Annotated in this window: 23 protein-coding genes and 1 riboswitch; of the genes, 6 read left to right on the forward strand and 17 right to left on the reverse strand. The window is 66.8% G+C overall.

Translation table 11 applies throughout. The annotated features are described in order from the left end of the window. Nucleotides 1-3: 3 nt before the first annotated feature. From AAF184_11110 to AAF184_11120, 3 genes are all read left to right on the forward strand, one after another. Nucleotides 4-501 carry a flagellar protein FlgN gene (locus tag AAF184_11110; GenBank protein MEO0422878.1) on the forward strand — a complete coding sequence of 166 codons (498 nt, stop codon included), beginning with the start codon at nucleotides 4-6 and terminating at the stop codon, nucleotides 499-501. Nucleotides 502-644: 143 nt separating this feature from the next. Then, nucleotides 645-1,403 carry a flagellar motor protein PomA gene (pomA, locus tag AAF184_11115; protein ID MEO0422879.1) on the forward strand — a complete coding sequence of 253 codons (759 nt, stop codon included), beginning with the start codon at nucleotides 645-647 and terminating at the stop codon, nucleotides 1,401-1,403. Between the two features lie 15 nt (nucleotides 1,404-1,418). Then, complete coding sequence (locus AAF184_11120) at nucleotides 1,419-2,456, forward strand: flagellar motor protein MotB (GenBank protein ID MEO0422880.1); 1,038 nt, start codon at nucleotides 1,419-1,421, stop codon at nucleotides 2,454-2,456. 9 nt (nucleotides 2,457-2,465) lie between these two features. Here AAF184_11120 and AAF184_11125 read toward each other — a convergent pair whose 3' ends face one another. Genes AAF184_11125 through AAF184_11160 form a run of 8 tightly spaced genes read right to left on the reverse strand, consistent with a single transcriptional unit; the run spans nucleotide 2,466 to nucleotide 9,359 of the window. After that, nucleotides 2,466-2,951 (reverse strand): hypothetical protein, encoded by a 486-nt coding sequence (locus AAF184_11125; protein MEO0422881.1) that lies wholly within the window; start codon nucleotides 2,949-2,951, stop codon nucleotides 2,466-2,468. Between the two features lie 29 nt (nucleotides 2,952-2,980). Next, nucleotides 2,981-3,814 carry a transglycosylase SLT domain-containing protein gene (locus tag AAF184_11130; GenBank protein MEO0422882.1) on the reverse strand — a complete coding sequence of 278 codons (834 nt, stop codon included), beginning with the start codon at nucleotides 3,812-3,814 and terminating at the stop codon, nucleotides 2,981-2,983. Next, nucleotides 3,811-4,578 carry a hypothetical protein gene (locus AAF184_11135; protein ID MEO0422883.1) on the reverse strand — a complete coding sequence of 256 codons (768 nt, stop codon included), beginning with the start codon at nucleotides 4,576-4,578 and terminating at the stop codon, nucleotides 3,811-3,813. The genes AAF184_11130 and AAF184_11135 overlap by 4 nt, the downstream gene beginning before the upstream one ends. Beyond that, entirely contained in the window at nucleotides 4,575-6,161 is a 1,587-nt protein-coding gene (locus tag AAF184_11140) for a hypothetical protein (protein MEO0422884.1), read from the reverse strand. Before AAF184_11140 ends, AAF184_11135 begins: the two co-directional genes overlap by 4 nt. After that, a complete protein-coding gene (locus tag AAF184_11145; protein ID MEO0422885.1) occupies nucleotides 6,161-7,189 on the reverse strand; it encodes a hypothetical protein in 1,029 nt (342 codons plus the stop codon). The genes AAF184_11140 and AAF184_11145 overlap by 1 nt, the downstream gene beginning before the upstream one ends. 6 nt (nucleotides 7,190-7,195) lie before the next feature. Next, nucleotides 7,196-7,918 carry a hypothetical protein gene (locus tag AAF184_11150; GenBank protein ID MEO0422886.1) on the reverse strand — a complete coding sequence of 241 codons (723 nt, stop codon included), beginning with the start codon at nucleotides 7,916-7,918 and terminating at the stop codon, nucleotides 7,196-7,198. Then, nucleotides 7,915-8,472 carry a hypothetical protein gene (locus AAF184_11155; protein ID MEO0422887.1) on the reverse strand — a complete coding sequence of 186 codons (558 nt, stop codon included), beginning with the start codon at nucleotides 8,470-8,472 and terminating at the stop codon, nucleotides 7,915-7,917. Before AAF184_11155 ends, AAF184_11150 begins: the two co-directional genes overlap by 4 nt. A gap of 17 nt (nucleotides 8,473-8,489) precedes the next feature. Beyond that, entirely contained in the window at nucleotides 8,490-9,359 is an 870-nt protein-coding gene (locus tag AAF184_11160; protein ID MEO0422888.1) for a hypothetical protein, read from the reverse strand. Between the two features lie 172 nt (nucleotides 9,360-9,531). Here AAF184_11160 and AAF184_11165 point away from each other — a divergent pair, with 172 nt between their 5' ends. Next, nucleotides 9,532-10,080, forward strand: coding sequence for an SRPBCC family protein (locus AAF184_11165; GenBank protein MEO0422889.1), 549 nt, complete (start codon nucleotides 9,532-9,534; stop codon nucleotides 10,078-10,080). Nucleotides 10,081-10,113: 33 nt separating this feature from the next. Here AAF184_11165 and AAF184_11170 read toward each other — a convergent pair whose 3' ends face one another. The 4 genes from AAF184_11170 to AAF184_11185 all read right to left on the reverse strand — a co-directional run bounded on the left by AAF184_11170 (nucleotide 10,114) and on the right by AAF184_11185 (nucleotide 15,769). Further along, complete coding sequence (locus AAF184_11170) at nucleotides 10,114-12,510, reverse strand: FimV/HubP family polar landmark protein (GenBank protein ID MEO0422890.1); 2,397 nt, start codon at nucleotides 12,508-12,510, stop codon at nucleotides 10,114-10,116. A gap of 280 nt (nucleotides 12,511-12,790) precedes the next feature. Further along, on the reverse strand, nucleotides 12,791-13,447 hold the full coding sequence (locus tag AAF184_11175; GenBank protein MEO0422891.1) for an SDR family oxidoreductase: 657 nt from the start codon (nucleotides 13,445-13,447) through the stop codon (nucleotides 12,791-12,793). Nucleotides 13,448-13,499: 52 nt separating this feature from the next. Further along, nucleotides 13,500-14,252 carry an alpha/beta hydrolase gene (locus AAF184_11180; protein ID MEO0422892.1) on the reverse strand — a complete coding sequence of 251 codons (753 nt, stop codon included), beginning with the start codon at nucleotides 14,250-14,252 and terminating at the stop codon, nucleotides 13,500-13,502. Then, nucleotides 14,249-15,769, reverse strand: coding sequence for a choice-of-anchor B family protein (locus AAF184_11185; protein ID MEO0422893.1), 1,521 nt, complete (start codon nucleotides 15,767-15,769; stop codon nucleotides 14,249-14,251). Before AAF184_11185 ends, AAF184_11180 begins: the two co-directional genes overlap by 4 nt. A gap of 879 nt (nucleotides 15,770-16,648) precedes the next feature. After that, nucleotides 16,649-16,760, forward strand: a riboswitch (SAM riboswitch). Between the two features lie 366 nt (nucleotides 16,761-17,126). Here AAF184_11185 and metB point away from each other — a divergent pair. Beyond that, nucleotides 17,127-18,356, forward strand: coding sequence for a cystathionine gamma-synthase (metB, locus tag AAF184_11190; protein ID MEO0422894.1), 1,230 nt, complete (start codon nucleotides 17,127-17,129; stop codon nucleotides 18,354-18,356). 41 nt (nucleotides 18,357-18,397) lie between these two features. Then, nucleotides 18,398-20,827 (forward strand): zinc-dependent metalloprotease, encoded by a 2,430-nt coding sequence (locus AAF184_11195; protein MEO0422895.1) that lies wholly within the window; start codon nucleotides 18,398-18,400, stop codon nucleotides 20,825-20,827. Nucleotides 20,828-20,835: 8 nt separating this feature from the next. Here the strand turns inward: AAF184_11195 and AAF184_11200 are convergent, their stop codons facing one another. From AAF184_11200 to AAF184_11220, 5 genes are all read right to left on the reverse strand, one after another. Continuing rightward, entirely contained in the window at nucleotides 20,836-21,672 is an 837-nt protein-coding gene (locus tag AAF184_11200; GenBank protein ID MEO0422896.1) for a protein-glutamate O-methyltransferase CheR, read from the reverse strand. A 3-nt stretch (nucleotides 21,673-21,675) separates the two neighbouring features. After that, nucleotides 21,676-22,761, reverse strand: coding sequence for a chemotaxis response regulator protein-glutamate methylesterase (locus AAF184_11205; protein ID MEO0422897.1), 1,086 nt, complete (start codon nucleotides 22,759-22,761; stop codon nucleotides 21,676-21,678). A gap of 10 nt (nucleotides 22,762-22,771) precedes the next feature. Then, the gene (locus tag AAF184_11210; protein ID MEO0422898.1) at nucleotides 22,772-23,401 is read right to left on the reverse strand and encodes a chemoreceptor glutamine deamidase CheD; all 630 of its coding nucleotides are present in this window, start codon (nucleotides 23,399-23,401) and stop codon (nucleotides 22,772-22,774) included. A 61-nt stretch (nucleotides 23,402-23,462) separates the two neighbouring features. Further along, a complete protein-coding gene (locus AAF184_11215; GenBank protein ID MEO0422899.1) occupies nucleotides 23,463-23,972 on the reverse strand; it encodes a hypothetical protein in 510 nt (169 codons plus the stop codon). Between the two features lie 12 nt (nucleotides 23,973-23,984). After that, on the reverse strand, nucleotides 23,985-24,290 hold the full coding sequence (locus tag AAF184_11220; protein ID MEO0422900.1) for an STAS domain-containing protein: 306 nt from the start codon (nucleotides 24,288-24,290) through the stop codon (nucleotides 23,985-23,987). Between the last annotated feature and the right edge of the window lie 37 nt (nucleotides 24,291-24,327).

Consider the following 24,327-nt stretch of genomic DNA (forward strand, 5'->3'; position numbering starts at 1 on the left):
GCGATGCCCGAGACACCTGACGCCGAGAACTCACACGCCCTTGCCGAGCGCTGCCTGCGCGAGTGTGCCGCATTGACGGACGCCCTCAAGCGCACGCTGCAGGCCGAACGCCAGGCGTTGGAACAACGCGATCAGGACGGCCTGGACAATGCCCTCGAGGGCAAACGCGACTGCATCGCCCGGCTGCAGGAGGCGGATCCACGCAAGCGGCTAGCGGCCGACGCGGGCGCTCGTCATCCGTCGCCACAACGGCTGGAAGCCCACCTGCGCACACTCGACCAGGACGGCAGCCTCGCCAAGGCCTGGCAAGCCCTGCAGACCCTCACCGGGGAGTGTAAGGAGCTCAACGAGCGCAACGGGATACTGAGCACGCGCCTGCGAAATCGGGCCGAACAAACCCTCCTATTGCTCCACACCGCGGCCGGCCAGGAGACGCCTACCCCTGTCTACGGCCCCGACGGCGCCCTCTCCAGCACCATCGGACGCCTCCCCCGAAGCTGATCCCCCCGGAAGGGGAACGGGCTCGCAAAGCTACCATCACCTGACGGTGCGCCGTCTCACTTCTGCGAGCCGTCCGTCAAGTCTGTGTCCCCCCCGCCGACTAAGCTAGCAGTCGTTCTCACTGAATCTCTTGGGGGACTGGGTTGGATCTCGCCACCATAGTAGGCTTCGTCGGCGCCTTTGCCGTCATGACGCTCGCCGTCATGTTGGGCGGCTCCGCGCTCGTCTTCATTAACCCGCCTTCCATCCTCGTCGTCTTCGGCGGTACGTTGATGGTGGTGCTATCGAAGTTCACCATCGGCCAGTTCCTCGCCGCCGCCGGCGTGGCGATGAAGGCGATCATGGTGAAGGTCAGCGAGCCCCGCGCGCTCGTCGACAAGGCCGTGGAGCTAGCGCAGATGTCGCGCCAGGGCGGTCTGCTCGCCCTCGAGAGCGCCGAGATTCCCGATGATTTCATGCAAAAGGGCATCGGCTACCTGGTCGACGGCCACGATGCAGCGACGGTGAAGACGCTCCTTAACAAGGACCTCGCCCTGACCATCGATCGACACTCCCAGGGACAGGCCGTGTTCAAAGCGATCGGCGATGTCGCCCCCGCCATGGGGATGATCGGCACCCTGATCGGCCTCGTGCAGATGCTCTCGAACATGGACGATCCCAAGCAGATCGGTCCTGCCATGGCCGTCGCCCTGCTCACCACTCTCTACGGCGCCGTTCTCGCCAACGTGGTGGCCTTCCCCATCGCGGACAAGCTCCTCCTGCGCTCGAAGGAAGAGAAGCACTCGAAGTCGCTCATCATCGACGCCCTGATCGCCATCCAGGATGGCCAGAACCCGCGGGTCATCGAGGGCATGCTCGAAAACTACCTGCCGGTGAAACAACGCGGTAGTAAGGACAGCTAGTGCTGGGCAACGCGCATGGATGAGGAAGACGACCACGAGTGCGAATGCGAACCGGGTGCCCCCCTGTGGATGTCCACCTTCGCCGATCTGAGTACGCTGCTGATGAGCTTCTTCGTGCTCCTACTGGCGTTCTCGGAGATGGACATCAACAAGTTCAAGGAGCTCGCCGGCGAGATCAAGAACGCCTTCGGCGTGCAGGCCGATGTGGAGACCCGCATCATGCCGCGCGGCACCAGCATCATCGCGCGTGAGTTTCGCCCGGGAAAACCGGAGCCGACGCCGATCAAGTCAGTGCGTCAGTTCACCATCCAAACCAATAAGAACTCGCTCAAGTGGCTCGAGAAGCAGGGGGCGGACTTCGAGGACGTCGCGAAGGTGGTGGAGGCCCTTGAGGAGCAGCTGAAGGACGGCGAGCTGGAGCTGGAATGGGATCGCGACACGATCACCATCCACATTCAGGAGAAGGCCTCCTTCGACAGCGGCTCGGCAGATCTCAAGCAGGACTTCGTGCCCGTCATCCATCGCATTCGCGATCTGCTGGCAGAGTTGTCAGGTCAGATCAGCATCGAGGGGCATACGGACAACGTGCCTATCGCCACCGCGCGTTTCCGCTCCAACTGGGAGCTGTCCGCCTCGCGCGCCGTCTCCGTGACCCAGGAGATGTTGGGCAATAAGGTGCTCGAACCGGAGCGCTTCCTGGTGATCGGCCATGCGGACACGGATCCGGTCGAGAGCAACGACTCGCGCGAGGGCCGCGCGGCCAACCGACGGGTCGACGTGCTGATCGATCGCAACAAGGATGCCGAAGACGACATGTCGGAGGTGGTGGAACGCCTCGGCAGCGTGGTCGGCAAGGTCGAGGGCGGCCTGATGACCCTCACGCTACCGACGGATGAGCCGCTGCCTGAAGGTGAGGCCGCCGAGCCGATCCTGATCAACGACGTGCGCGAACTGGCACCGTTCCTCCAGCGCCGAGCGGCGCCGGATCGGGTCAACGTGCCCCAAGCGCCAGCCGGGCCGGCCCCGACGGCCGTCTACGACGAGGACATCTAGGGTCTAGGATCAGTGCGTGCGGACCTCCACCCGCACGCGCACCTCATCGCCCGGGTCGCGCGTCATGACGCGACGGTATTGCTCACCGCGATAGCGGTAGGTGACCTCGTACCCGCTGACCCTCGGCTCCATCCGCTCGCGCTCACAGGCCTCACGGCGCTCCCGTGCCTGCTCGCGAGCGTGCGCTGCGGCCTCCGCTTCCTGCACGATCGCACTCGCGATCGACGCGGCAAACTCGCGCACCACCCCGAGCTCGGGCAGGCCCTGCGGATCCGTCTGCGTCGCCGGCAGGCACGCAGCGGGGAGCGGCGCCGCCTCGCGCAGGGCACGTACGTCGACCACCGGTGCGTAGTCGTAGTAGACCCGCGAGCGTGACTCGTGGCGCTGCGCGTCGCGATACCGAGTGTCTGCCTCGGCCGGCGATGCCAGCGGCAGCGCGGCTAGCGCCATCGCGAACACCACGAAGCAGGCCAAGCGGTGACTTAAGCCGAACATGGGGTGGCTCCTTCGTTCATCGAATCTGCTCAAGGTAAGGCGAAGCCGGCACGACGCAGGGCTTCGCGACTCGCGCGAGAGTCCGCCTCGCTCTCCAGCACCACCGTAACGGCGAAGTTCCGTGCGTCGAGGCGCTGTGCGGAGAGCCTCAGCTGCGGATAGCGTCGCGACAAGGCGTGGGTCAGCGAATGCGCTCGCACCGGACTATCGAAGACGACCAGGTGATGGGTCTGCGGATAGGTTGCAGCAGGCGGTGCTGTGCTCGCCGATGCGCTCGCCGCTGGCTTGGCAGGTGGGACCGCGGGCGAAGCACCGCGATCGCCGCCCTTTGCCAGCTGTCGATAGATGTAGCGACTGTATCGCTGACCGGCGTTTGGAAGCGGCACATCGGCCTGCGTCGCCACACGGCCCGGACCCACGTTGTAGGCCGCCAGCGCGCGTTCCAGGTTTCCGTACCTACCGATCAACTCCTTCAGATAGCGGGCGCCCGCATCGACGTTCCGACAGGGGTTCAGCAGCGTGCGAAGGTTGTGAATCCCGAGGTGCTTGGCCGTGCCTGGCCACTGAATCTGCATCAGCCCGTAGGCGTTCGCATGCGATCGGGCCAAAGGATCCAAACCGCTCTCACCTCGCCCCACAGCCAGGAGCAGCGCCTCGGGCAGCTCATAGCGTCGCGCGGACTCGGCGAAGCAGTGCTGGTAGGGGTAACCGGACGCTGGCAGGTGACGGGTCTGATCGGCGAAGAACTGCTGCCACGCCTGATCCGAGGTCAGCGCCTGTGCCGACGCCATCCCAAGCATGGCGGCCGCGCAACAGGCGATCGCCAGCAGGGATCGTTTCGACGGGGCGCCTCGAGAGCTCACGGCGAGACCATCGCGAGGCCGCTACGGTCGGCGATCTGCTGCAGCATCTGCTGCGCTTCGTAGCCGGGCAGCGGCAGTACGGCCACCTGATGAAGACCATCGCCTGGCCGGCGCTCGACCCGGAAGGTAAACCCGGTCAGCAGCTCGAGGCGATCGGCGAAGCCTCGCGCGGAGACGGGGCTCGTGAAGGGCTGCCATACGTCGATCCACTGGCCAGCAGGTAAGGCGCTCTCGCCGAGGCCGTCTTCAACGCCGGGCATGGCAGCGGACGGCAGCCCATCGGCAGGCCCCTCCGCCAGCATCGCTTCGCTGAGCGAGTCGAAGCGGTCGCGCAGGCGCACGGCATCCTCTTCCTCTTCCTCTTCCAGAGGCGTCTCTTGCGCTGCGGGCAGCACGGCGCGGTCAGGCGCGTCGTTCTCGGGCATCGTCGCGGCGATGACTTCGGGCGCCGGTTCCACCTCATCGGGGGCACCCTCGCGCGCTTGGCTTGAGGTCGCTTCGCCCCCCTCGTCAGGCGCAGGAGCCACGGGCAGCACCGGATCGGCCTCAGCGGCCACCTGTTCGGGCTCTGCGGCGAACTGCGGTACCGGGTCCGGCGCGGTAGGTGAGGAAGGCTGCACCGGCGTCGCGGCCGGCGGCGGTGCCGCAGCGGGGGAAGGATCCTCGCTGAGCCACCATCCCAGGCCTAGCATTATCGCTAACCCCATGGCAGCGCCCAGCCAGGCCCCACTCCAGAAGCGTCCTGCTTGCGTAGGTCGGGTCATCGCCCACCCTCCGAACTCACCATGCGCGTGGCGCGCCGCGGGGCGCGCACGGCCTGCCAATCCGCGCCCTCACCGAGGCGCAGGAGCGTCGATTCGAGGGCCAGCGCCCAACGCCGCAGATCACGCTCCCACTGAGGGGCATCGCAGCCGCGGCCGCCGGGGTGGCGTTCGAGTACCTCTCGTACCTGCTCCGCGTCCTGGCGCTCATCCACGGCGATGACGTACACGCTGTCGTAGGCCGTATCAGCTGCCGACTGCAGGCGCGCCGTGAGGATACCGGCAGCATCCGTCCGACGGCTCACCACCCGCGACCGTTCACTCACCCGACTCGCCTGCTGCAGCTGGCAACTGGCCGGCTGCCAAAGCCAGAAGACGGTGGCGGGGCGCGTCACCGCCACCTCCACCACGGCGCACTGGTCGTCTGCGCGACCACCGACCATGCTGCCCGCCGCCTGCGCGCAGGCGCGCGCGGAGCGCTGGGTCAGCATTCGCGGGCGCGAAAGCAGGGCCGTCGCCACCGTCGGCACACTCACCACCTCAGGCGGTGCCGGCACCACCACGGGTGCCCGCGGGGGCGCGAGGGGCTCGCCTCGTCGCGCGACGCGCGACGCCCTCACCTCACCGTTCACATAGGTGCTGGCGCTTGCCAAGAGGCCATCCTGGCGCTCCGATCGCGCCGACGATGGGGCCCGATTCAAGGTCACCCAGAACACGCTGAGATCGCCATCCAGCCCCTGGGTATGCAGTTCCAGGAGCAGATCGGCCTCTTCCCGGGTGGTGACTTGATGCCAGCCGTGATTGGCGCGCAAGGCGTGCATCAACAGCAAGCCCGCCTTCTGCAGGTGGGCATCGAGTTCAGCGGCGGGCTGCAGGTAGAGCGACGCCCCACGAGGCTCGCGCTGGCGTGCACCGGCCAGAATGCAGTCGATCTGGGCGGAGAGGTCCTTGGCGACCAGATCCGCCTGCCCCACCTCAAAGGGCAACTCACGGGCACCACGCGCCGATTCGGCCACCACATCGCGATCATGTGCATCCCGCTCCCGCGCGGTGAGCGCACCGGTCCAGCTGCCGCCGAAGCCGCCCACCCAGGTGCCCTCCGCGACGTCGAAGACCCGCACGTCCACCTGGGCACCGCCGCCGCCAACGGCGCGCACGTCGACGCCGATTCGGTACTCCACCGCCGCCTGCGCCATGCAGGCCTGGGCCGACGGCGCCCCGCCCACCGGCACCACGCGCGTGCCGGCCTGGTCGGCCAGGGCCTTACCCAGGTGGCGAACGATGGACTCGGTCAGCGCGTCGCTGCGCACGCGAGCTTGCGTGCCGCGCATGGCCACCACCTGCACCGCCTGCCCGCGCAGACGCGGATGTTCGGTAAAGCGCTGGCTCAGGGTTGGCTCGAGATCCTCGGTGAGCCAGGCCATGAGCGAGGTTTGCGGCGATTGTGCGAACACCGATGACGCTGCACCGAGCACGAGTAACAGCCCAAGCGCCAACGCCACCGTCAACGGCAGTCGGTTGTCCCTGTGGGCGACCCTAACCCCAGAGCGCAAGGGGCGTCTGCGTCGAAGATTGATCCGGGCCATCAGGAAGCTCTCCTTGCCAATGGTTTCATCAGGTAAGCGGCGACGGGTTGGGCTGCGAGGGTGGGCACCAGGCGCACCTGGCCGTCGGCGGCGATCTGCAACTCCCCGCCCCGGGGATCGCGTAGCAGCTGATCGATCGAGCGCCGCGTGCTCGCCGGCAGCACCACCCCCCAGCGGCGCACGGTGCCGGCGCTTCGCCCGCGGCTTCGGGTGTAGGCAGCGCGCACTTGTGCCGGAACGCTGGCGGGATCCATGTCGTGCATCTGCGAGGGCGCGGGCGCCGTGTCGAAGGCGTAGCGCCCCGCCGCGCTGGAGAGGCGGCTCGTGCCCTGCCCATCGACCGCGAACAGGCTCACCACATCGCGCTGCACGAGGGCGAGCAAGGCCTGGGCATCGACGAAGCGCAGGGTGAACACCGGCGTACGGTCAGGCGGCGGCGAAGGTGTGACAGGCCTCGGCGGCGGCGACGCGTCCAGAGGCTTCGGCGGCGGCACCACCTCCTCGACCACGGTGGGGGTCGGAATCGGCACGGGCGCTCGCTCAGCTCGCATGGGCGGCGGCTCCTGGGGAGGCGGAGGCAGCGCTCGAACGACACGGGCCGGCAACGGCGCCACGGGCGCCTCAACCTTGCGCTCGATGCGCTCGGGTGGCGGCGCCGGTTCGACGACAGGGGCGAGCGGCGCCACCTTCGCAGGCGCCGGCGTCGGTCGCGCCACCACGGGCGGCGCAGGTGGCGTCGGCGTTGGCTCTGGTGCCTGCATTTCTTTTACGGGTGGCGCAGGCACCGATGGCTCAGGCGCGCGCGTCGGGCCTGCGACGACCGGCGCTTGCGCGACGGTGACCGGCTCCGCAGGCGCCTCGCTGGCCGTCGGCGTCGCGGGCAGCGACTGCACCAGCGCGAAGATCGCCACCAGGCACAGGCCCAGCATCGCCATGAAACGCATCACGTCCGTCTGCAGGTCTTCCGCACCACCGCCGCCTTCGGCGCCAGCGGCACCTTGGTAGGGATACGAATGCCAGGGGAGCATGGCGATCTACTCCTCTCGCATCGCCGCCAGGGCGTGGCGGGCAGGGGCGGACGCGGGTGAGGGTTCGCTAGGCGACGGCGCAGCGCGCAACTTGCGCTCGATGTTGCCGAGGGTGGTCTGCACATGCTCCGCGGAGCGGCGCGCCTGGCCGGCGTACGCTCGCTTCAGCGCGTGACCGAACAACAGGGTCTTGGCCGTGCGCAGGAGATAGCCGCCGACGCCGCCGACGATGGTGCTCGACAGGGCCAGAAGAATCCCCCCATCGACCATCCGCTGCAGCACGGCGAAGGCTCCCGCGCTGGTGATCTCGTCCGGATCACCTAGGGCGAACAATAGGGCACCACGCATGCCGATGGCGGTCCAGATCACCCCGGCGCCGAAGTAGAGGCTCGTCCACAGGTCGCTCAGGTGGTCAGCCTGAGCGATCGCATCGATATCTTGCGGTTGGGCCGCGAGCACGCGCCGAAGGCGCACGAGGGTGGCGGCGAAGAGGAGCGACAGCGCAGCGAAGACCGGCACCGAGCTGCCGAGATTACGCTCCAACCACCCCAGCACCGCCGGCGCGGGCTCGCGGGTCAGGGTCAGCCACGCGGTGTCGTGCAGCAGGTAGGCCGCCGTCACCGCGCTCACCAGCGCCACGAACACGCCGAAGAGCAGACCGTCGCGAAAAGCCGCGCCCTCCCCCATCGTCGGGTTGGCGGGCGCAGTGCTGGTGCCGACGTGGTTCACGGTGCGCCGCCCTCGCAGGCCTCACAGGTGGCTGCGATGACCAATTCCGCCTGTTGCATCAGGCGATCGGCGCGGTAGTAGGAGTCCTTGTCGGCGCTCACCTTGAGTAAGCCGCGCTCCTTGTCGGTGAGCTCGGCCTGCAAGGCGTCCATGAACACGTCCTGGCGCGGGCAGGTGTAGGCGCAGTTGTTGTAGTCACCGAGCAAGGAGACGAACTTGATGTTGAAGTAGCGGTTGTAGAGCTGCTCCGCCTGGCGTCGACTGAGCACGCCGTTGTCCGCCGACCACATGAGGAAGTTCGAGAACTGGCGCTTGTTATCGGTGCCGGGATCGCCCTCGGCAATCGCCAGCAGGTGATCCAAGTAAGCATCGAAGCTCGCCTCACAGCCAGCGTCCAGCTGATCCTTGGTGAAGGCGATCGCAGCGTCGAGATCGCGGGTTCCAGGCATGCTGCACACCTGAGGCTCCGGCGTGGTCATACAGCCGCCGAGGGCGGCCAGGGCGCCCAGCGCCGTCACGGCGCGAGCGAGGGAGAAGAAGCTAATACGGTTCATCGGTTCGATCTCCTGAGCTACATTTCCAGGGGACTGCGCCAGGGAGCGTCATCGCCGCTCGGGCGCGGCCCGGGTATCGGTTGGGCGTCCTGCTCGCCGAACAGGATGGCCTTCACGCCGCCCACCACCTGCTGCATCTCGGGGGTGATCTGGCCGAAGGACTGATTGAGTTGCTCGAGCAGGGTGGCGCGGGCGATTTCCTGGCGCGTCTGGGCGATCAGCTCGCTGGCCTCCTGCATGTCCAGGTAGATGTCCGCAGCGACCACGGCCAGAGACTCGTCCGCCCCGCCGGTGCTGGTGGCGACCAGCTGGTGGTACTGGCGGAAACGCTGGGAGAGGCGCAGGCCGGACTTACCGCGCATGGCAGGACGCTCGCGCGTGTTCGCACTACCGCTGCCGTCGCCGCCGAGGAGCGTGTCCTGCAGGGCCCAGGGCGAGAGCTTGTGCCCAAGCTCGTTGCGCAGGCGCTTCTCAAGGCCCAGGCGGGTGGCGTTCACGGCGCGCTCCATCTCCGGGAGCTGCGTCTCCATGACGTTCAGCATCTCGAGGTAGGTGGCCCCCAGGTTGCGCGCGATGCTGCTACAGCCCGGATCCCCCTCGGCGCCCTCACAGCGCGCTTCGCGGTAGAGCGACTCCTGCTCTTCGAGACGGGCGATCACCCCCTGCAAGCCAGACTCCATCTGCTCGGCGACTTGCCCGGTCAGGCGAATCTCCTCGATCACGGTGGTGGGGAACAGACGGATGGTGGGCGCGGTCCCATCGGCAGATTGGGCGACACCGCCGAGCAGGAGCAAGGCGGTGAGGGATACGGCCGCAAGGGCGGATCCCTGGCGAGATGGACGTCCCGGTGGGGCGTCCCCGGTGTGCGGTAAGGCTGGCTGAGGCATGGTCTTGGCTCCGTCGCTCGGCAGAAGATGACTGGAGAAAAGACGCTACCGCTGGCACGCTGAACGCTACCTGAACCCGTCTGAACGGGTTCTTAACGCAATCTTTAGAAGAGGGGTCGCGCGACCCACTACGTTGCGACGCCGCAAGCCTGCCGGGCGTCAGGGAGAACGCATGCTGAACTGGACCGTTCGCATCACCACCTTTGTGATGCTGCTTGCCGTGGGCATCTACGCCGTGGGGGCGCTGGTCTTACCGGATGAGAAACGGGTGAGCCGCAGTATCGATGTGGCGGCCAGCGAGGCGGCGGTCTTTAACGTGGTGAACGACATGCGCGCCTTCAATCGCTGGTCGCCCTGGGCGGAGCTCGACCCGAACACGCGCTACGAATACCAGGGCCCGCGCCAGGGCGTCGGCGCCGCGATGAGCTGGACCAGCCAAAGCCCTCAGGTAGGGTCCGGCTCCCAGCTGATCGTCGCCAGCGAGCCGAATGATCTCGTGCGTCTACGCCTGCAATTCGGTGCTGACCAAACAGCGATGGCCGAGCTGGAACTCGCCTCCAGCCCCAACGGCGGCACGCGCGTCACCTGGCACCTCGACATGGACTTCGACGGCGACATCCTGCAGCGCTACGTGGGGGCGTTCGTGCTCGAAGGGGCGATCGGCCGCGACTACGAGCGCGGCCTCACGAATCTGAAGAACTTGCTGGAACGCGGGTCCTGACCCGGCCGCCTGGGGGCTGAATCCGCCCGCCCGTTACTCGCTGGAAGCGCGCTTCGGGCGAGCGTCGTGCGCGTCGTCGTCGGAGGCGACGGAACGGTCGGACCGTGAGCTGGCATCGAAGGCCTCTTCGACGGCGCCACGACCCAGCATGTCCATGGTGATACGCAGCGTCGTCGCGTCCGTGGAGCCAGCCGCCGTCGTCGCGCGCGCCGTCTCCTTCTCTGCGGCATCCTCGAAGGCCTGACCCGCGGGCACGCCGCGCAGGGGATCATCCACGCCGTGCAGGATGTCGGTGGCAGCGATCGCCGCATCGATGCTGTCGGTGTCCTGCGCCTGCGCCATCTCGGCTGCCAGGTGCGCCGTGTCCATCGCCAGTGTGCGCGAGCGAACCGTCGGGTCGTCGATCTCCTCTTCCGGCAAGGTGTCGACGCCGTCCAGGGTGAACTCCGGCCCTTCCACGCGGGCCGTGAGTTCCTCTTCGCCCGCACCTTGGCTAGCCGCCGCAGCCTGCGCCGCCGCAGCCTCTTCGTCGCTCACGATCTTGGCGCGGACGGTGGGGAAGTCATCGGTGAACGGCAACTCGTCCGGTTCCCCCAGATCGAAGTCCACCAGGGGATCGGCAGCCTGTGCAGCGGCGGGAGCCGGTGAGCCGCCGGTGGCGCTCGCGAACAGCGCCTCGTCGGGGCACAACTGACGCCCCATCGCCAAGGCACCCCGCCAGAAGGTGGCGTGCTCGCGCAGCGACGCTTGGTAGGCCCGTGCTGCCTCAGCGAAGGCGTCGGGCTTGTTGGCAGCAAAGTACACCTCCAGCAGCTTGGCCTTGAGAGCGAGGCTGCGCGGTTCGCGCAGGAGGGCAGCTTGCACCAGTTCGCTCGCCTGCCCGTGATGGCCGTAGGCCAGCAGGATATCGGCCTCCGCGACCGCATCGACCGGCCCGTCTTCCTCGTCGCTTCGCAGTTCCGACGGAGTCGCCTGCGCGGCGTAGGGAATGTTCGTGCGAGGCGGCGGCGGGGGTAGCTCGGCGGCGAAGGGCACCGCGTCATCCGCGGTATCCGGTGCGGGCGGTATCGCCGCAGCGGGCGGCGCGGTGAGTTCCTCGTGCAACGGCCGTGGCTGGACGCGCCCCTCGCTTGCCTGCGCAGTGCCAGGCGCCGCCCGGCGACGCAGGCGCGTGAGCCCAACCGCGAGCGCTCCCAAGGTAAACCAGAGCACCGCACCGGCGATGCTGCCCACCAAACCCGAGCGTTGGGCTTGCGCGGTGTCGCCCACCGGCGCTGTCTCGGCGCTCGCCGCCTGGGCCGTGTCCACGAGCGACGGGACGCCGGCGGTCAATTGAGGCTGTGGATCTACCACCGCCCCGTCTTGCAGGTTGGACAGCTCCGCCCGCAGCCGATCGAGTTCGGCTTCGCGCGCTGCTAACAGTTGAGCGGTCGAGTCGAAGCGGGAGTTGAGCGCCTCCAGCTCTTCGTTGAGCTCCGCGTTGCTGGCCCGGGTGCTGGCGATTTGGCGCCGCACGGCCGACAGCAATTCCTGGTCGGCCGCAGCAGCAGGGGGCGGCGCGGAGGAGGCGAGCTGAGACTGGGCCGCTTCGAACAGGGCGGACTGCTCGGCAGCACTCACCGCCGGAGCGACGCTTGGCGCGGGCGCGGTGGGCGACGCCGCGAGAGCCTCCGCGTCGCCGATCGCGACGGCGGCCGGAATGCTCAAGACCGCACCTGCTTCGAGGCGATCCATGCTCCCGGCGAAGGCTTGCGGATTTGCTTGGTAGATGGCTTCCATCGTTCGTTCGAGGCTGACACCACTGTCGCGCACACGGACGGCGATCTTCCACAGCGACTCGCCACGCACGACAGGCCCGTACTCCATGCCGGGCTCGATCGGTGTACGCGGCTGGGCGGCGGCCACGGGTTCGCGTGAGGTGCGTGCGACCGGTGCCGGGCTCGACACTAATTGCGGGTCCCGCTGGGGGGCAGCGACCACGGCGCTGGGGGTGACGGCAGCGGTGAGGGGCGGCGCCGGCGCGCGCTCGCCACCCAAGCCGGGCGGGTCGAGCAGGATAGTGTAGGCGCGCTGCATGCGCCCTCGGCTCCAGTCCGCCTGCACGACGAGCGTAGCGATAGGCTCGACGATGCTCTGGCGAGAGGTGAGGTGGAGCACGGCTCGGCCGCTGGCGTCACGGCGAGCACTGATATCGATGGTGGCGAAGGCGGACGGGTAGTCGACGCCCTGGGAGGCGAACACCTCGCGTGATGCGAGGGTGGCGGTTAGCTGCTCGAGATCAGCAGCGGTGGCCCCGACCAGCTCGATCTGCGCGTCTAGGCGCTGATTGAGTCGCGAGTTGACCTCGATGTTGCCCAAGCCCAGTGCCCACGAGGCGCTCGGCAGGCAGGTTGCTGCGGCGACCAGCGCCCTGATGCCTACCCGGTCCATGATCGCTTCCTGCGTTTCCTTTTCCCTAGGATCCTAAGGGGACCGGTGCGCCGTCAACCTCGACTTTCTTATGTGCACCCCGGGATTTCCGCGCACGCCGGCCAATGGTTCACGGGTGATCGGCGTGAATCGCGTGAAAAACGCTACTTTATTAGCCTGAACAGAGGCTTAGAGCAGCTGACGCAGGACCGCTCGTGTGACAAATTTCCACGCGAGGCAACACGGACGCGAACCTGCGTGGTCGGCCCCAAGGCCCCTACCCCGCCGAGCGAGGGGTGCCCTACCAGTCCAGTTCCTCGCCGTTGGCGTGCCAGAACTCCCCGCTGGCGTCCAGGCTCAGGACGTCGATGCGCTCGAGCAGGCCGCCCGCCGCCTCCTCGGGCGAGATGCCCTGGTAGCCCGTCATCTCCGTGGCCACCATGCCGGGATGCAGCAACGCCACGGCGATGCCCCGCGAGCGCAGGTCGGCGGCGAGACTCGCCCCCGCCATGTTCACGGCGGCCTTGGACATGCGGTACCCGTAGTAGCTGCCGGAGCTCTCGCTGATCGAGCCCATGCGGCTGGTCACGATCGCCACCTTCGCGCCGTGCTGCAGCTGTTCCAGCAGGGCGTGGGTCACGCGCAGGGGGCCGAGCGAGTTGACCTCGAACTGCTGGCGCATGCGATCCCAATCGAGATCGTCCAGGGACTCCCGCGAGAGCACGCCTGCGTTGTTGATCAGCACATCGATCTGCACATCGGCAAGGGCCTTGCGCAAGGCCGACATCGATGCATCCTCGGTGACGTCGATCGACTCGACCACTTCCACGCCCAGGTCCACCAGTGCGCTCGATGCATGGCGACACAAGCCGATGACCCGTTGGTCACGCGCTCGGAGCTGACGACACAGCTCCAAGCCGATACCGCGATTGCACCCGCTCACCACGTAAGTTGCCATCGTGATCTACTCGCTCCTGTGGAGAAGTGCGCCCACCTGGGCGCGGGGAGGTTCAGTCGGTAGCAGAGGATTGCGCCGATCGACGATCGGTCGCAGCGGTGGTGACGAATTCGTCATCCAGATCGGCAGCGAGCCGATCGGCGATTACCTCGAGCACAGCCGGCGCGTAGCACAGGCCGAGGTGCGTGGCCTTGACCGCAACGTGCTCGGTCACGGACTCCACCTCATCGATGCAGGCGCGCCAGGCGACGATACCGTCACGCTTGGAGTAGACCGCCGTGACGGGCACCTGCAGAGGCCGTTCCTGTTGACGCGCCTGAATCTGCGCATCCAGGTGATCGAGATCGTAGCCGAGACTCTCATAGACGCTACGTACCACCGTGTATCTGGGCCCACCACGCAGGGGACTGCCGAGGGTGATCACCCGGCTGACCAGGGCTGGCTGATCGCGCGCCACCTCACGCGCGAGATAGCCACCGAGGCTCCATCCGATCAGGGCGACGGGGCCACCGGCCGCCCCTGCAGCCTCGCGCACGCGGGCACTCACCCGCGGCAGTAGCTTCCCCACCTGGCCGAAGTTGATGCCGAGGCCCCACCCAGTGGCCTCAGCGCCCAGGGCGCGAAGCTGCACCCGCAGGGCGAGCAAAGAGACGTCGTCGAAACCGTAGCCAGGGAGGGTAAGCACCCGCTGGCCATCGCAGCGGGGTAAGCGCTGCAGCCTCAGAGCCGAGGCTGCAGCGCCAGCCACGTCCAGGACGGTGAAGACCTCCTTGAGGGTCGACGACGGTCCTGGGGCGTGGATCAATTGCCGCTGGTCACCGGCGAGCCACCGATAGCGCCACCGCCACCGTCCGCCTCGTTGAGGATCACCAGACCGCGTTCGATGTCGCTGACGATCAAACGACCACTCGGCAGGTAGGGGAACACACCCCAGGCGCCGTTGAAGGACGAGCTGTTGCTGTCCGGGTAGGTGTCGAAGAACCCGATCTCAGTCGGCTCAGCAGGGTTGCTGATGTCGAGAATGGTCAAGCCACGACGGTAGTTGGACATGTAGTAGCGATCGCCCTTGACGAACCCGTTGTGATCGATGGCGCGGGTGGGACCCACCCACTCACCGGCCAGCGTCGGGTTGCTGAGGTCGCGAATGTCGAGCACCCGCAGGGTGGTGTTGAGACCGAAGAAGCTCTCGTCGAGCTCGTCCTGAATCAGCACGAAGTCTGCGTTCTTCGACCACCAACCGGAGTGCGTGTAGCCCACCTGCGGATAGGAGGTCGAGCTCAGCAGCACGGGGTTGGCCTTGTCGGTGGTGTCCCACAGGTCCACGGTGCTCTCGTTGTAGTCGATGTACACCTCGCACAGGGTGCGACCGGCGCCGCAACGCTGGGCGTCTTCACCCTGCAGGGTCACGCTCGAGGCATCGTGCACGTAGCGCGAACCTGCCGGCGGCGCCGTGACTTCCACGGGGTTCACGGGATCGCTCAGATCCAGCGTGCGGAAGGCACCGCCGTTGCGGTTGGAGCCGAGGATGTAGGCGTAGGGCGTCTGGCCCTCGAAGACCTCACCCGTGCTGTAGTCCACGTTGCTGATGTAGATGTTGTGGGCGCTGTTGAAGTCACGGTAGGTGTTCGCCAGCGAGATGCTGAAGGGCAGACCGGACAGATCGATGATCTGCAGGCCATCGCTGGTCGCGTCGGACACGACGTAGGCGTAGCCCTTCCAACGGCCTTCGTTCTCATCGAAGGTCTGCACCACCTTGATGTCGCGCCAGGTCGTGCTGGCACCGGAGATGCTACCCACCTCACGCGGACGGCGCGGTCGGGTGATGTCCACCACGGCCGTCGCGTTGCGCAGGCCGATCAGGGCGTACTCACGACCGTTGTTTAGATCAACGAAACCCCAGATGTCGTTGGCCGCGCTCGGGTTGGTGCTGAAGGTGCTGAGCTGCTTCAGGCCGAGCAGGTTGATGTTGCTGCACTCGAAGGGGCCGACCTGGCCACCGACGCAGTCCACGCGCGCAGGCGCGTTGGCCACGGCGTTGATCTGCGCCTCGAACTTCGAGAACTTCGGCGACAGGCCCTTGCGGTCAGCGATCAACGTGATGCCGCGCTCGGCGAGGCGCTCACGCATACGCGGCGGTGCGCCGATCACGTAGGTGTCCGGGCTTGCCACGTCGCGGTTGAGGAAGCCGTCGGCCTGGCGGTAACCACCGACCACGGGCACCACATCGCTGACCAGAAGGATCGCTTCCTTCGGGTCGAACTCGTAGGTGCCTTTGGCGAGCGCGACGAAGTCGCCCTTACCAGCGTTTTGGATGGCGTACATGATGGAGCCACAAGGAGCGTTTGCATCCGTGCAATCGCCACTGTCGGCACCACCGACCGCGACGAAGCGCGGCTTCACTTCACCGTGCGCGAACGCGGTCGATGCCGACAGCGTCAACGCAAGGGCGGCACACAGGCCGGCTGCGAGAGAGTTGGAACGAGTCATTATTTCGGCTACCCCGATATAGTTGTATGTCTCTGGCATTGGATGAGCGAGGAGCAGTCCTCGCTCACCCCGCCACGGTCATTCTCCGACCCGCGACGGACACACCAGGCCGCCGATAGTAACTCAGCCGTTTGCCCACTGCCGCGGGTGAACGGCGTCGCCGCGACACCACATAACGATCGCCGCCCGATCCCCGCCGCCGCGGCCCTCGCCCGACCGTCGAACGTTGTGGTGCGACTAGGCGCGAGCGTGCCGCACGGTATTGGCTGACAGCCCTCGGAGCCCCTGCGACGACTCACCTGTCTCGGTGACCGTTCGGGATGCGCAGTGTGCGGCGCTGATCGTTGCCGACGACGATTCTCCTGTAACGGGGGCCGTACTGGCGGGCATCGTCGCCGAAAGTGCGGCCCCGAAAGACACACGCCGTCCTCGTCAGGCGCCGCAGATCTTCGCCCCCGCGGCCGCGGCAAGGGTCTGCGTCGCGCGCGCCACGCTCGCGACCCGCAGACCGCCGACGCCCGGCACGCATCGAACCTCATCGAATTGGTGATCATCTCGTGGATCTCGGTTTTTTTCCGCGCCATCGCGGCGACCGCTGTTGCTCGAGTGGGTTGCGACCCGCCCGAGCCGAGATCCGCGCGGGATGCTGCGCGGTGTGACCCGGGTCCCGCGCATGGGATTGACGCGCGGCACAAGCTGCGCTTACTCTGAGATCACTCATCGAGACCGGCTGAGGGATAGGCCCGAAGACGCCGGGGCAACCATCGGATGCAAATCCGACACGGTGCCAAATCCTACGGGGGTTCGTCCCACCGAGAGATGAGGGAAGTCCTGCACCGGCGTCCGCCCCGCAGGCACGCTCCCAACCTCTCAGTGTCCTCACGAATCCGCAGCGGATCTCGTGCAGGTTTGACTGTAAGGAGCGGTGCGTGAGCCATCCTGACGATCCTTCTAGCAGCCGCGAGGCGCGCCCCGTCGGTCGCACGTCCTGGCGTCGGTTCCTATGGCGTGTCGCGCAGACTTCGCGCCACGCCGGGCAAGAACCCGAAGCCCTCAAGGACTCCCTGGCTGCACCGCGCCTCGCCCTGTGGCAACGCCGCCAGCGCGAACGCCCCCTTACCCCCCTGGTTTCCGACCCCTCGACCGAGGCGCGCGGCCTGCGCGCCCAAGGCCCTGTTTCGAAGGAGCGATCATGAACGCTAGGCCCAGCACCGCCGCCGTCCGCACAGGCATTTGCGAAGACACTGCCCACGGCGCGGTGATTCCCCCGCTATACCTGTCCTCGAACTACACCTTCGAGGGCTACGATCGTAAGCGCGAGTACGACTACACCCGTTCCGGCAACCCCACGCGGGATCAGCTAGCGACCGCGCTCGCTCGCCTGGAGCACGGGGCGGGCGCCACGATCACCAGCTCGGGCATGGCCGCCATCCACCTGGTGTGCAGCTTGCTGGAACCCGGTGATCTGCTGCTCGCTCCCGTCGACTGTTACGGGGGTACCTATCGCCTCCTCGACACACTCAGCCGCAAGGGGCACTTCGAAGTCGCCTTCATCGATCAGGGCAATCCGGACGCCCTCGGGAGCGCCCTCGCCCGCAAGCCGCGCATGGTCATGGTCGAGACGCCGAGCAACCCGCTGCTGCGCATCGTCGATATCGAGCGCATCTGCCAGCAGGCCCACGCCGCCTGCGATGCACTGGTGGTGGCGGACAACACATTCCTCTCACCCGCGCTGCAGAACCCGATCCTGCTCGGCGCCGACATCGTCGTGCACTCCACGACGAAGTACATCAACGGCCACAGCGATGTGGTGGGCGGCGCCGCGATCGCTGCCAACGACGAACTCCACCAGCAATTGAACTGGTGGGCCAACTGCCTGGGGCTGACCGGCTCTCCCTTCGACGGCTACCTGACCTTGCGCGGCCTGCGCACCCTCAACGCGCGTATGCGCTTGCACGTGGAGAACGCCACGGCGATCGCCGAGCACCTGGTCGGCCACCGCGCCGTGCAGGCGGTGTACTACCCCGGCCTCGGCACCCATCCGGGCCACGATATCGCGGCGCGCCAACAGCGCGCGGGCGGCGGCATGCTGAGCGTGGAACTCGTGGGCGGCACCGAGGAGGTGCGCGCCTTCCTGGACGACCTGGAGTACTTCTCCCTCGCCGAGTCCCTCGGCGGCGTGGAGAGTCTGGTGGCGCATCCGGCCACCATGACTCACGCGGCAATGGCGCCGCAGGCACGCCGGGCCGCCGGTATCGGTGACTCCCTGCTGCGCCTCTCGGCGGGCATCGAAGACGCCCAGGATCTCCTGCGCGACATCGATGCCGCCCTGGAGCGTGTGCTCGCCGTACATGAGCCGCAAGCCCGCCAACACACTCCGGAGAACGCCTTCCCCGCCGCGTCCGCCATCGCTATCTGCTAGGGTCGAGGTCGCCATGACCACCTAGTGTCCTAAGGAAAGTGATGCTGTACCCGTCGTTCCTCGCCCCGCAGCAGCAGCTGCTGCGGTGGCGCCCCCTGCTTGCCGCCGCACTCACCCTGTCACTGATGTCCGCCGTGCCGGCGCGTGCGGACGATCCGCCGACGATCGCCGAGCTCACGGCGGACTTCGCCCATCACCCGGGCTTTCTCGATCTCTACTTCTCCGCCCAGGAGCACAGCTTGTACGTCGCCGTGCCGGCTGAGGGCACCGATGCGCTGTACGTGAACTACCTGGCGGCGGGGGTCGGCTCTAACGACATCGGGCTCGATCGCGGTCAGATCGGCAATACGCGCTACGTGCAACTCCAGGTGCACGGGGATCGGGTGCTGGTGGTGCAGCCTAACCTCGCCTATCGCGCTCGCTCCGAGAACGCCGACGAGCGCCGTGCGGTGACCGAAGCCTTCGCCAGTTCCGTGCTCGCATCCCTGCCCATCAAGGCGCGCGACGACCAGCACGTACTGGCGGATCTCACCGCGTTTGCCACCACCGACGTGCACGGCATCGTCGGCCGCCTGCGCGGCACCAAGCAGGGCAACTACAAGCTCGACGGCGCCCGCAGCCTGGTGCTCGGCGATGCGCTGGAGTCCTTCCCCAAGAACACGGTGGTGGAGGCCCTGCTCACGTTCTCCGGCAGCGATCCAGGGAACTACCTGAGCGATGTCACGCCGACGCCCCAGGCCCTGAGCGTCCGCATCCGCCACGACTTCATCGCTGCCCCCGACGCAGGCTATCGCCCGCGCACCTATCATCCACGTTCGGGAGGTTACTCGCGGGAGTTCTACGACTTCGCGGCGCCCTTGGACAGCCCCCTGCGCAAGCAGATCGTCGCCCGCCATCGCCTGCAACGGGACGCCGAGAGCGGTCAGACCCTCGACCCCATCGTCTACTACGTTGATCGCGGCGCCCCAGAGCCCATCCGCTCCGCCCTGATGGAAGGGGCGAGCTGGTGGGCGCAAGCCTTCGCCCACGCCGGCTACCCGGACGGCTTTCGCGTCGAGCTGCTGCCCGAGGGCGCCAGCCCCCTGGATATTCGCTACAACGTGATCCAATGGGTGCACCGCGCGACCCGCGGCTGGTCCTACGGCTGGGGCGTCATCGACCCGCGCACGGGAGAGATTCTGAAGGGCCACGTCACCCTGGGCTCCCAGCGCGTACGCCAGGACCAACTGATCGCCGAGGCCCTAACAGGCCCCTTCGGTGAAGGGGGTGACGGCGGCGCCGCAGCGCGTGAGATGGCCTTGGCACGCCTACGCCAGCTTGCCGCCCACGAGGTGGGCCATACGCTCGGCCTCGCCCACAACTTCGCGGCCAGCGGCCAGGGTGATGCGTCGGTGATGGACTACCCGCATCCCTACATCCGCCTCGATGGACGCGGCAAGATCGATATCACCAAGGCCTACTCGGTCGGCGCCGGTCGCTGGGATCTGCACGCCATCGATTATCTCTACCGCGGGTTCGCGCAGGCTGAAGAAGCGCCCGGCCTGCGTCAGATCATCGCGGCCGGCGCCGACCTCGCGTACCTGTCGGACGCCGACGCCCGAAGCCCCTCGACCGCTGCCCCTGGCGCCCACCTCTGGGACAATGGGGCAGACCCGCTGGCGCGGCTCGAGGAGCTGATGCGTATCCGTGCTCTGGCCCTGAAGAAGTTCTCGGCGGCAGTGCTGCGCCCGGGCCGGCCCCTCTACGAAGCCGAAGCGCGCCTGGTGCCCGTCTACCTGGTGCATCGCTATCAGCTGGAAGCGGCCGCCAAGCTCATCGGCGGCACCCATTACCGCTACGGCCTGCGCCGCGAAGCGGTGCCTGACCCTGCGCCGGTGAGTGCGAAGCGACAGCTACGGGCGATCGATGCCGTGCTCGGGGCCAGTGCAGTCGACACGCTCCTGGTTCGCCCCCACATACGTGCCCTGATGCATCCGCCGGAGAGCGAGTCGGCACGCACGCGCGAATACTTCACCCACCGGACGGGGCGGGTCTTCGACCCCAACGCCCCGGTGCGCGCCGGCGCCCAACTCACCGCGAGCCTGCTGCTGGATTCCCAACGCGCAGAACGCCTGCTGGCGCAGCAGGCACAGGACCCCGCACTACCGAGCCTCGATGTGCTGCTCGAGCGCATCGCGACCGATCGCATCCAGCTGAGCGAAGGGGGAACGTCGGCCAAGGCCGTGGCCGCGCGGGAGATCGCCTGGACCTTCCTACGGGAGCTGCAGCGCCTGAGCATCGACGCCAACGCGTCTCAAGGCGTGCGCACCACCGTGATGGGCACGCTGCGTGACATCCAAGGGTGGGCATCGGAGCAGGCGGCATCGTCTTACCACCAGGAACTCGCGGCCGAACTCACTCGCTTCCTCGAGCGGCCATCGGAAGCGTCGCTGGGGCCCCGGCATCCGATCCCGCCGGGCTCACCGATCTGACCGGACCGTCAGAGGCGCTTGTAGATGGTGTGCCCCAGGCGTTCGTAGCGATCGGCGGGGCCCGTCAGCTGCTCGGAATGGCCGATCATCAGCGTGTCGCCGGGTCGCTGGAGATCCGACTGACGCTGGAAGATCCGCGACTTCGTCTCGAGGTCGAAGTAGATGACGACGTTGCGATTGAAGATTACGTCGAAGGGGCCCTTCATCGGCCAATCGCCGAGCAGGTTCAGGCGCTTGAAGGTGAGCAGCTGACGCAATTCCGGCACGATCTCGTAGCTGCCGTCGGGGCGCTTCTGCGTCCAGCGGCTGCGGAAGTCTGCGGGCACCTTGGCTTCCTGGTAGATGCCCGCCTTGGCGTGGTCCAGCACCTGCGTGTCGATGTCGGTGGCGAGGATCTTGACGTCGTTGCGAATCGTGCGCGACGGGCCACCGAGCACGTCCATCACCACACTCGCGATCGAGTAGGGCTCCTCTCCGGTGGAGGATGCACAACACCAGATGCGAATGCGCTTCTGGTCGCGCAACGCCGGCAGCACGGTCTGCGCGAGGTAATCGAAGTGATGCCGCTCGCGAAAGAACGAGGTCATGTTGGTGGTGATGATGCTCGGTAGCGCATCCATCTCACCGCTGGTGGGGTCCTTCAGCAGCGCGATGTACTGATCGAAGTTACTGACCCCGATCTTGCGCATACGCTTGGCGAAGCGCGAGTACGCCAGCTGCCGCTTGATGTCCGGCAGCTGCACGCCGATCGTCGACGTGACCACCTCGCGGATGGTCTCGAAGTGTTGATCGGTGAACTCGAAGTTCTCGTCTTGGCCTTCGGCCGAGGGGGAGGAAGCAACCATTCTCTACGCTCCGTTAGCGGCCAACTTGGCCTCTTGGGCCTTGCCCAAGGGTCGATCACACCAGGAGACGACGGCGGCTGCGATCTCAGACAGCGGCAGCGTCTCGCAAGCGCCGCCGAGCTTGTGTGCCTCGCCCGGCATGCCCCACACCACGCTACTCGCCTCGTCCTGCGCAACCGTGAAAGCGCCGGCCTCGCGTTGGCGCACCATCGCGTGTGCGCCGTCGTTACCCATACCGGTCAAGATAACGCCTAGCTGGCGGCGCCCCATGAGTTCGGTGACAGAGTCGAACATCACCTCTACCGAGGGCCGGTGACCGTTGACACGATCTCCGGAGACCACCCGGCAAACGTAGCCTGTCCCCTCGCGAGCGAGGGTCAGGTGAAAGCCGCCCGGGGCCACGTACACATGGCCACGCTTGACCGTGTCGCCATCCTGCGCTTCTACCACCGTGAGCGCCGTCAGGCGATCGGCACTGTCCGCGAAGGCTTTGGAGAATTTTTCGGGAATGTGTTGGGAGATCATGATCGGCGGCAGATCCCCGGGCAGCTCACGCAGGATCTCCTTCACCGCCGAGGTGCCGCCGGTCGAGGAGCCGATCGCGATCACCCGATCCACCACCCCACTGGCCGCTTCACTCGACTTGGCAGATCTCAGCGGCGCCGCCTTCGGCGACGCCACCGCACCGCACTTGAGCTGATCCACCGTGCGGCTGCCGGCGATACGTAGCTTCTCACGGAGCTGCTCACCGAACTGAGGCATCGTGTCGGCGGTCGGCTTGGTCAAGACGTCTACGGCCCCGATCTCAAGCGCCTCCACGGCAACCTGAATGTTGCGCCCGACCAGGGAGCTCACCAGCACCACCGGCATCGGCCTCAGCCGCATGATGTTGCGCAGGAAACTGAGCCCGTCCATCTTCGGCATTTCCACATCCAGCGTAATCACGTCGGGATTGGTGGCCTTGATGAGATCACGAGCTTCGTAGGGATCCTCGGCCATGCCGACCACTTCCAGGTCGCTGTCCTGGGAGATCAACTGGTTGAGCAGCTGACGCATGCTCTGGCTGTCATCGACGATTACGACGCGCATCGGGTTCTCCCTAGAACAATTCAATGTCGGGTGCGCTCTCTTGCTTCGGAGGACTTGCGATCGCCCGCATGTGCTCCTGCTCGCGAGAGGCGATCTCGGTGGTGGAGACCTCCTGGAGCCGCTTGACCATCGCCTTGCCGGTGGCCGGGAAATACATCACTCGACGCGGATTAACGTCGCCCAGATCCTCCGAACTGATCTTGAAGCCCTCGGTCTTCAGGAACTCGCGAACGAATGCGATGTTGCGCTCGCCGACATCCGACAGAGACGCCATCACACTGGCACCGCCGAACAACTTCACCTCGAGGCCAGCCCGATCTCCCCCTCGACGAATGATTTCATTGATTAGATACTCCATCGCGTAGGCACCATAGCGCATGGCGAAGCCCGGATCCTGCGCCTGGCCACCGCTGTTGGATGCGGGCAGCATAAAGTGATTCATCCCCCCGACTCCGAGGCTCGGCGAACGCACGCAGGCGGCGATGCAGGAACCCAAGACCGTGGTGATGCCCTCGTCGTGATCGGTCACGTAGCAGTCACCGGCCTGGATGTTGACCACCTCGCGATCGTGCTTCGGCGAATAGTGGCGGCGGACGGACGAACGATCCTCCGCAAGGTTTCCCATTGATTTCGCGCTCAAGCCTCTCCCCTCTCACCCTGACCAGGGCGACCGCGCCCAGCGGGCGCAGCGCGCTCCTGCGCTAAAACAATTCGATGCTGGACTCGCCAGATGACGACGGCGGCGGTGCGGCGAGTGCGTCCGGTGGCGAACCGAACAAACTGTCGAACACCTCGCACTCGCGCACCATCGTGTAGTCCGACCGCATGCCCGATCGCAGAGCAGCCCACGCGTCAGTGGACTCGGCGCTCGGCGAGGCGACTAGCGAACCCATCTGATCCATGGCGCGAATCAGGTGTTCGAGGCGCTGGGCCTGGTTGTCAGCGAACTGCAGCGTCTGCACGATGACATCGGAGCTGAGCTTGACCTCGCCCTCGGCGCCACCGCTGGCCTTCAGAGCGGCACCCATCACCTTGAAGGCGTCGGCCAGCTCATCCAACCGTTCCTGGGCATCCGAGCGCAGCGCTTCGAGCTGCGCACGCTGCAGATCCAGGAGCGCTTGAAGCGCCCGTTGATGGCCCCCGTCATGATCGTCAGCATCCTCGCAAACGCTGACCCCATTCGGATCGCCCGTGTTGGTCGTCTGAGTCACACAGCCGCCCGCTTAGGAAAAGACGGTCGTGAGCCCTAGCATCGCTAGCGCTTCCGTCAATCGATCGGAACGGTGACGTAGTTCGGTGATCAACGATTGATCGCCCCTCTCATGGGCGAAGGCGGCGATCAGCTGCAGGCCCGCCGTGTCGACCTTCTCCACCTGACTCGCGTTGAGGGTGACCACATCCGTGCTCTCGACGATGCGCGCGAGCTCTTCATGTAGGGCCGAGCTACCGGCGATCGTCAGCTGCCCAGGGAGATTCACCTGGATCGCATCACCTTCCAATTTCTCGACCACCGCTGCTTGTTCTGCCATTGCTCTAACTCCTTCTCCCCGCCAACGTGTTTCGGCC

The organism is Pseudomonadota bacterium (assembly GCA_039815145.1).
Classification (GTDB): domain Bacteria; phylum Pseudomonadota; class Gammaproteobacteria; order Steroidobacterales; family JBCBZW01; genus JBCBZW01.

Excerpts from the sequence above, each read along its gene's own strand:
- AAF184_11135 (MEO0422883.1), bottom strand. The coding sequence starts at position 4,578 with ATGACCCGACCTACGCAAGCAGGACGCTTCTGGAGTGGGGCCTGGCTG.
- AAF184_11175 (MEO0422891.1), bottom strand. The coding sequence starts at position 13,447 with ATGGCAACTTACGTGGTGAGCGGGTGCAATCGCGGTATCGGCTTGGAG.
- AAF184_11160 (MEO0422888.1), bottom strand. The coding sequence starts at position 9,359 with ATGCCTCAGCCAGCCTTACCGCACACCGGGGACGCCCCACCGGGACGT.
- AAF184_11120 (MEO0422880.1), top strand. The coding sequence starts at position 1,419 with ATGGATGAGGAAGACGACCACGAGTGCGAATGCGAACCGGGTGCCCCC.
- metB (MEO0422894.1), top strand. The coding sequence starts at position 17,127 with ATGAACGCTAGGCCCAGCACCGCCGCCGTCCGCACAGGCATTTGCGAA.
- AAF184_11125 (MEO0422881.1), bottom strand. The coding sequence starts at position 2,951 with ATGTTCGGCTTAAGTCACCGCTTGGCCTGCTTCGTGGTGTTCGCGATG.
- AAF184_11140 (MEO0422884.1), bottom strand. The coding sequence starts at position 6,161 with ATGGCCCGGATCAATCTTCGACGCAGACGCCCCTTGCGCTCTGGGGTT.
- AAF184_11220 (MEO0422900.1), bottom strand. The coding sequence starts at position 24,290 with ATGGCAGAACAAGCAGCGGTGGTCGAGAAATTGGAAGGTGATGCGATC.
- AAF184_11110 (MEO0422878.1), top strand. The coding sequence starts at position 4 with ATGCCCGAGACACCTGACGCCGAGAACTCACACGCCCTTGCCGAGCGC.
- AAF184_11195 (MEO0422895.1), top strand. The coding sequence starts at position 18,398 with ATGCTGTACCCGTCGTTCCTCGCCCCGCAGCAGCAGCTGCTGCGGTGG.
- AAF184_11145 (MEO0422885.1), bottom strand. The coding sequence starts at position 7,189 with ATGCTCCCCTGGCATTCGTATCCCTACCAAGGTGCCGCTGGCGCCGAA.
- AAF184_11165 (MEO0422889.1), top strand. The coding sequence starts at position 9,532 with ATGCTGAACTGGACCGTTCGCATCACCACCTTTGTGATGCTGCTTGCC.
- AAF184_11155 (MEO0422887.1), bottom strand. The coding sequence starts at position 8,472 with ATGAACCGTATTAGCTTCTTCTCCCTCGCTCGCGCCGTGACGGCGCTG.
- AAF184_11200 (MEO0422896.1), bottom strand. The coding sequence starts at position 21,672 with ATGGTTGCTTCCTCCCCCTCGGCCGAAGGCCAAGACGAGAACTTCGAG.
- AAF184_11205 (MEO0422897.1), bottom strand. The coding sequence starts at position 22,761 with ATGCGCGTCGTAATCGTCGATGACAGCCAGAGCATGCGTCAGCTGCTC.
- AAF184_11185 (MEO0422893.1), bottom strand. The coding sequence starts at position 15,769 with ATGTACGCCATCCAAAACGCTGGTAAGGGCGACTTCGTCGCGCTCGCC.
- AAF184_11170 (MEO0422890.1), bottom strand. The coding sequence starts at position 12,510 with ATGGACCGGGTAGGCATCAGGGCGCTGGTCGCCGCAGCAACCTGCCTG.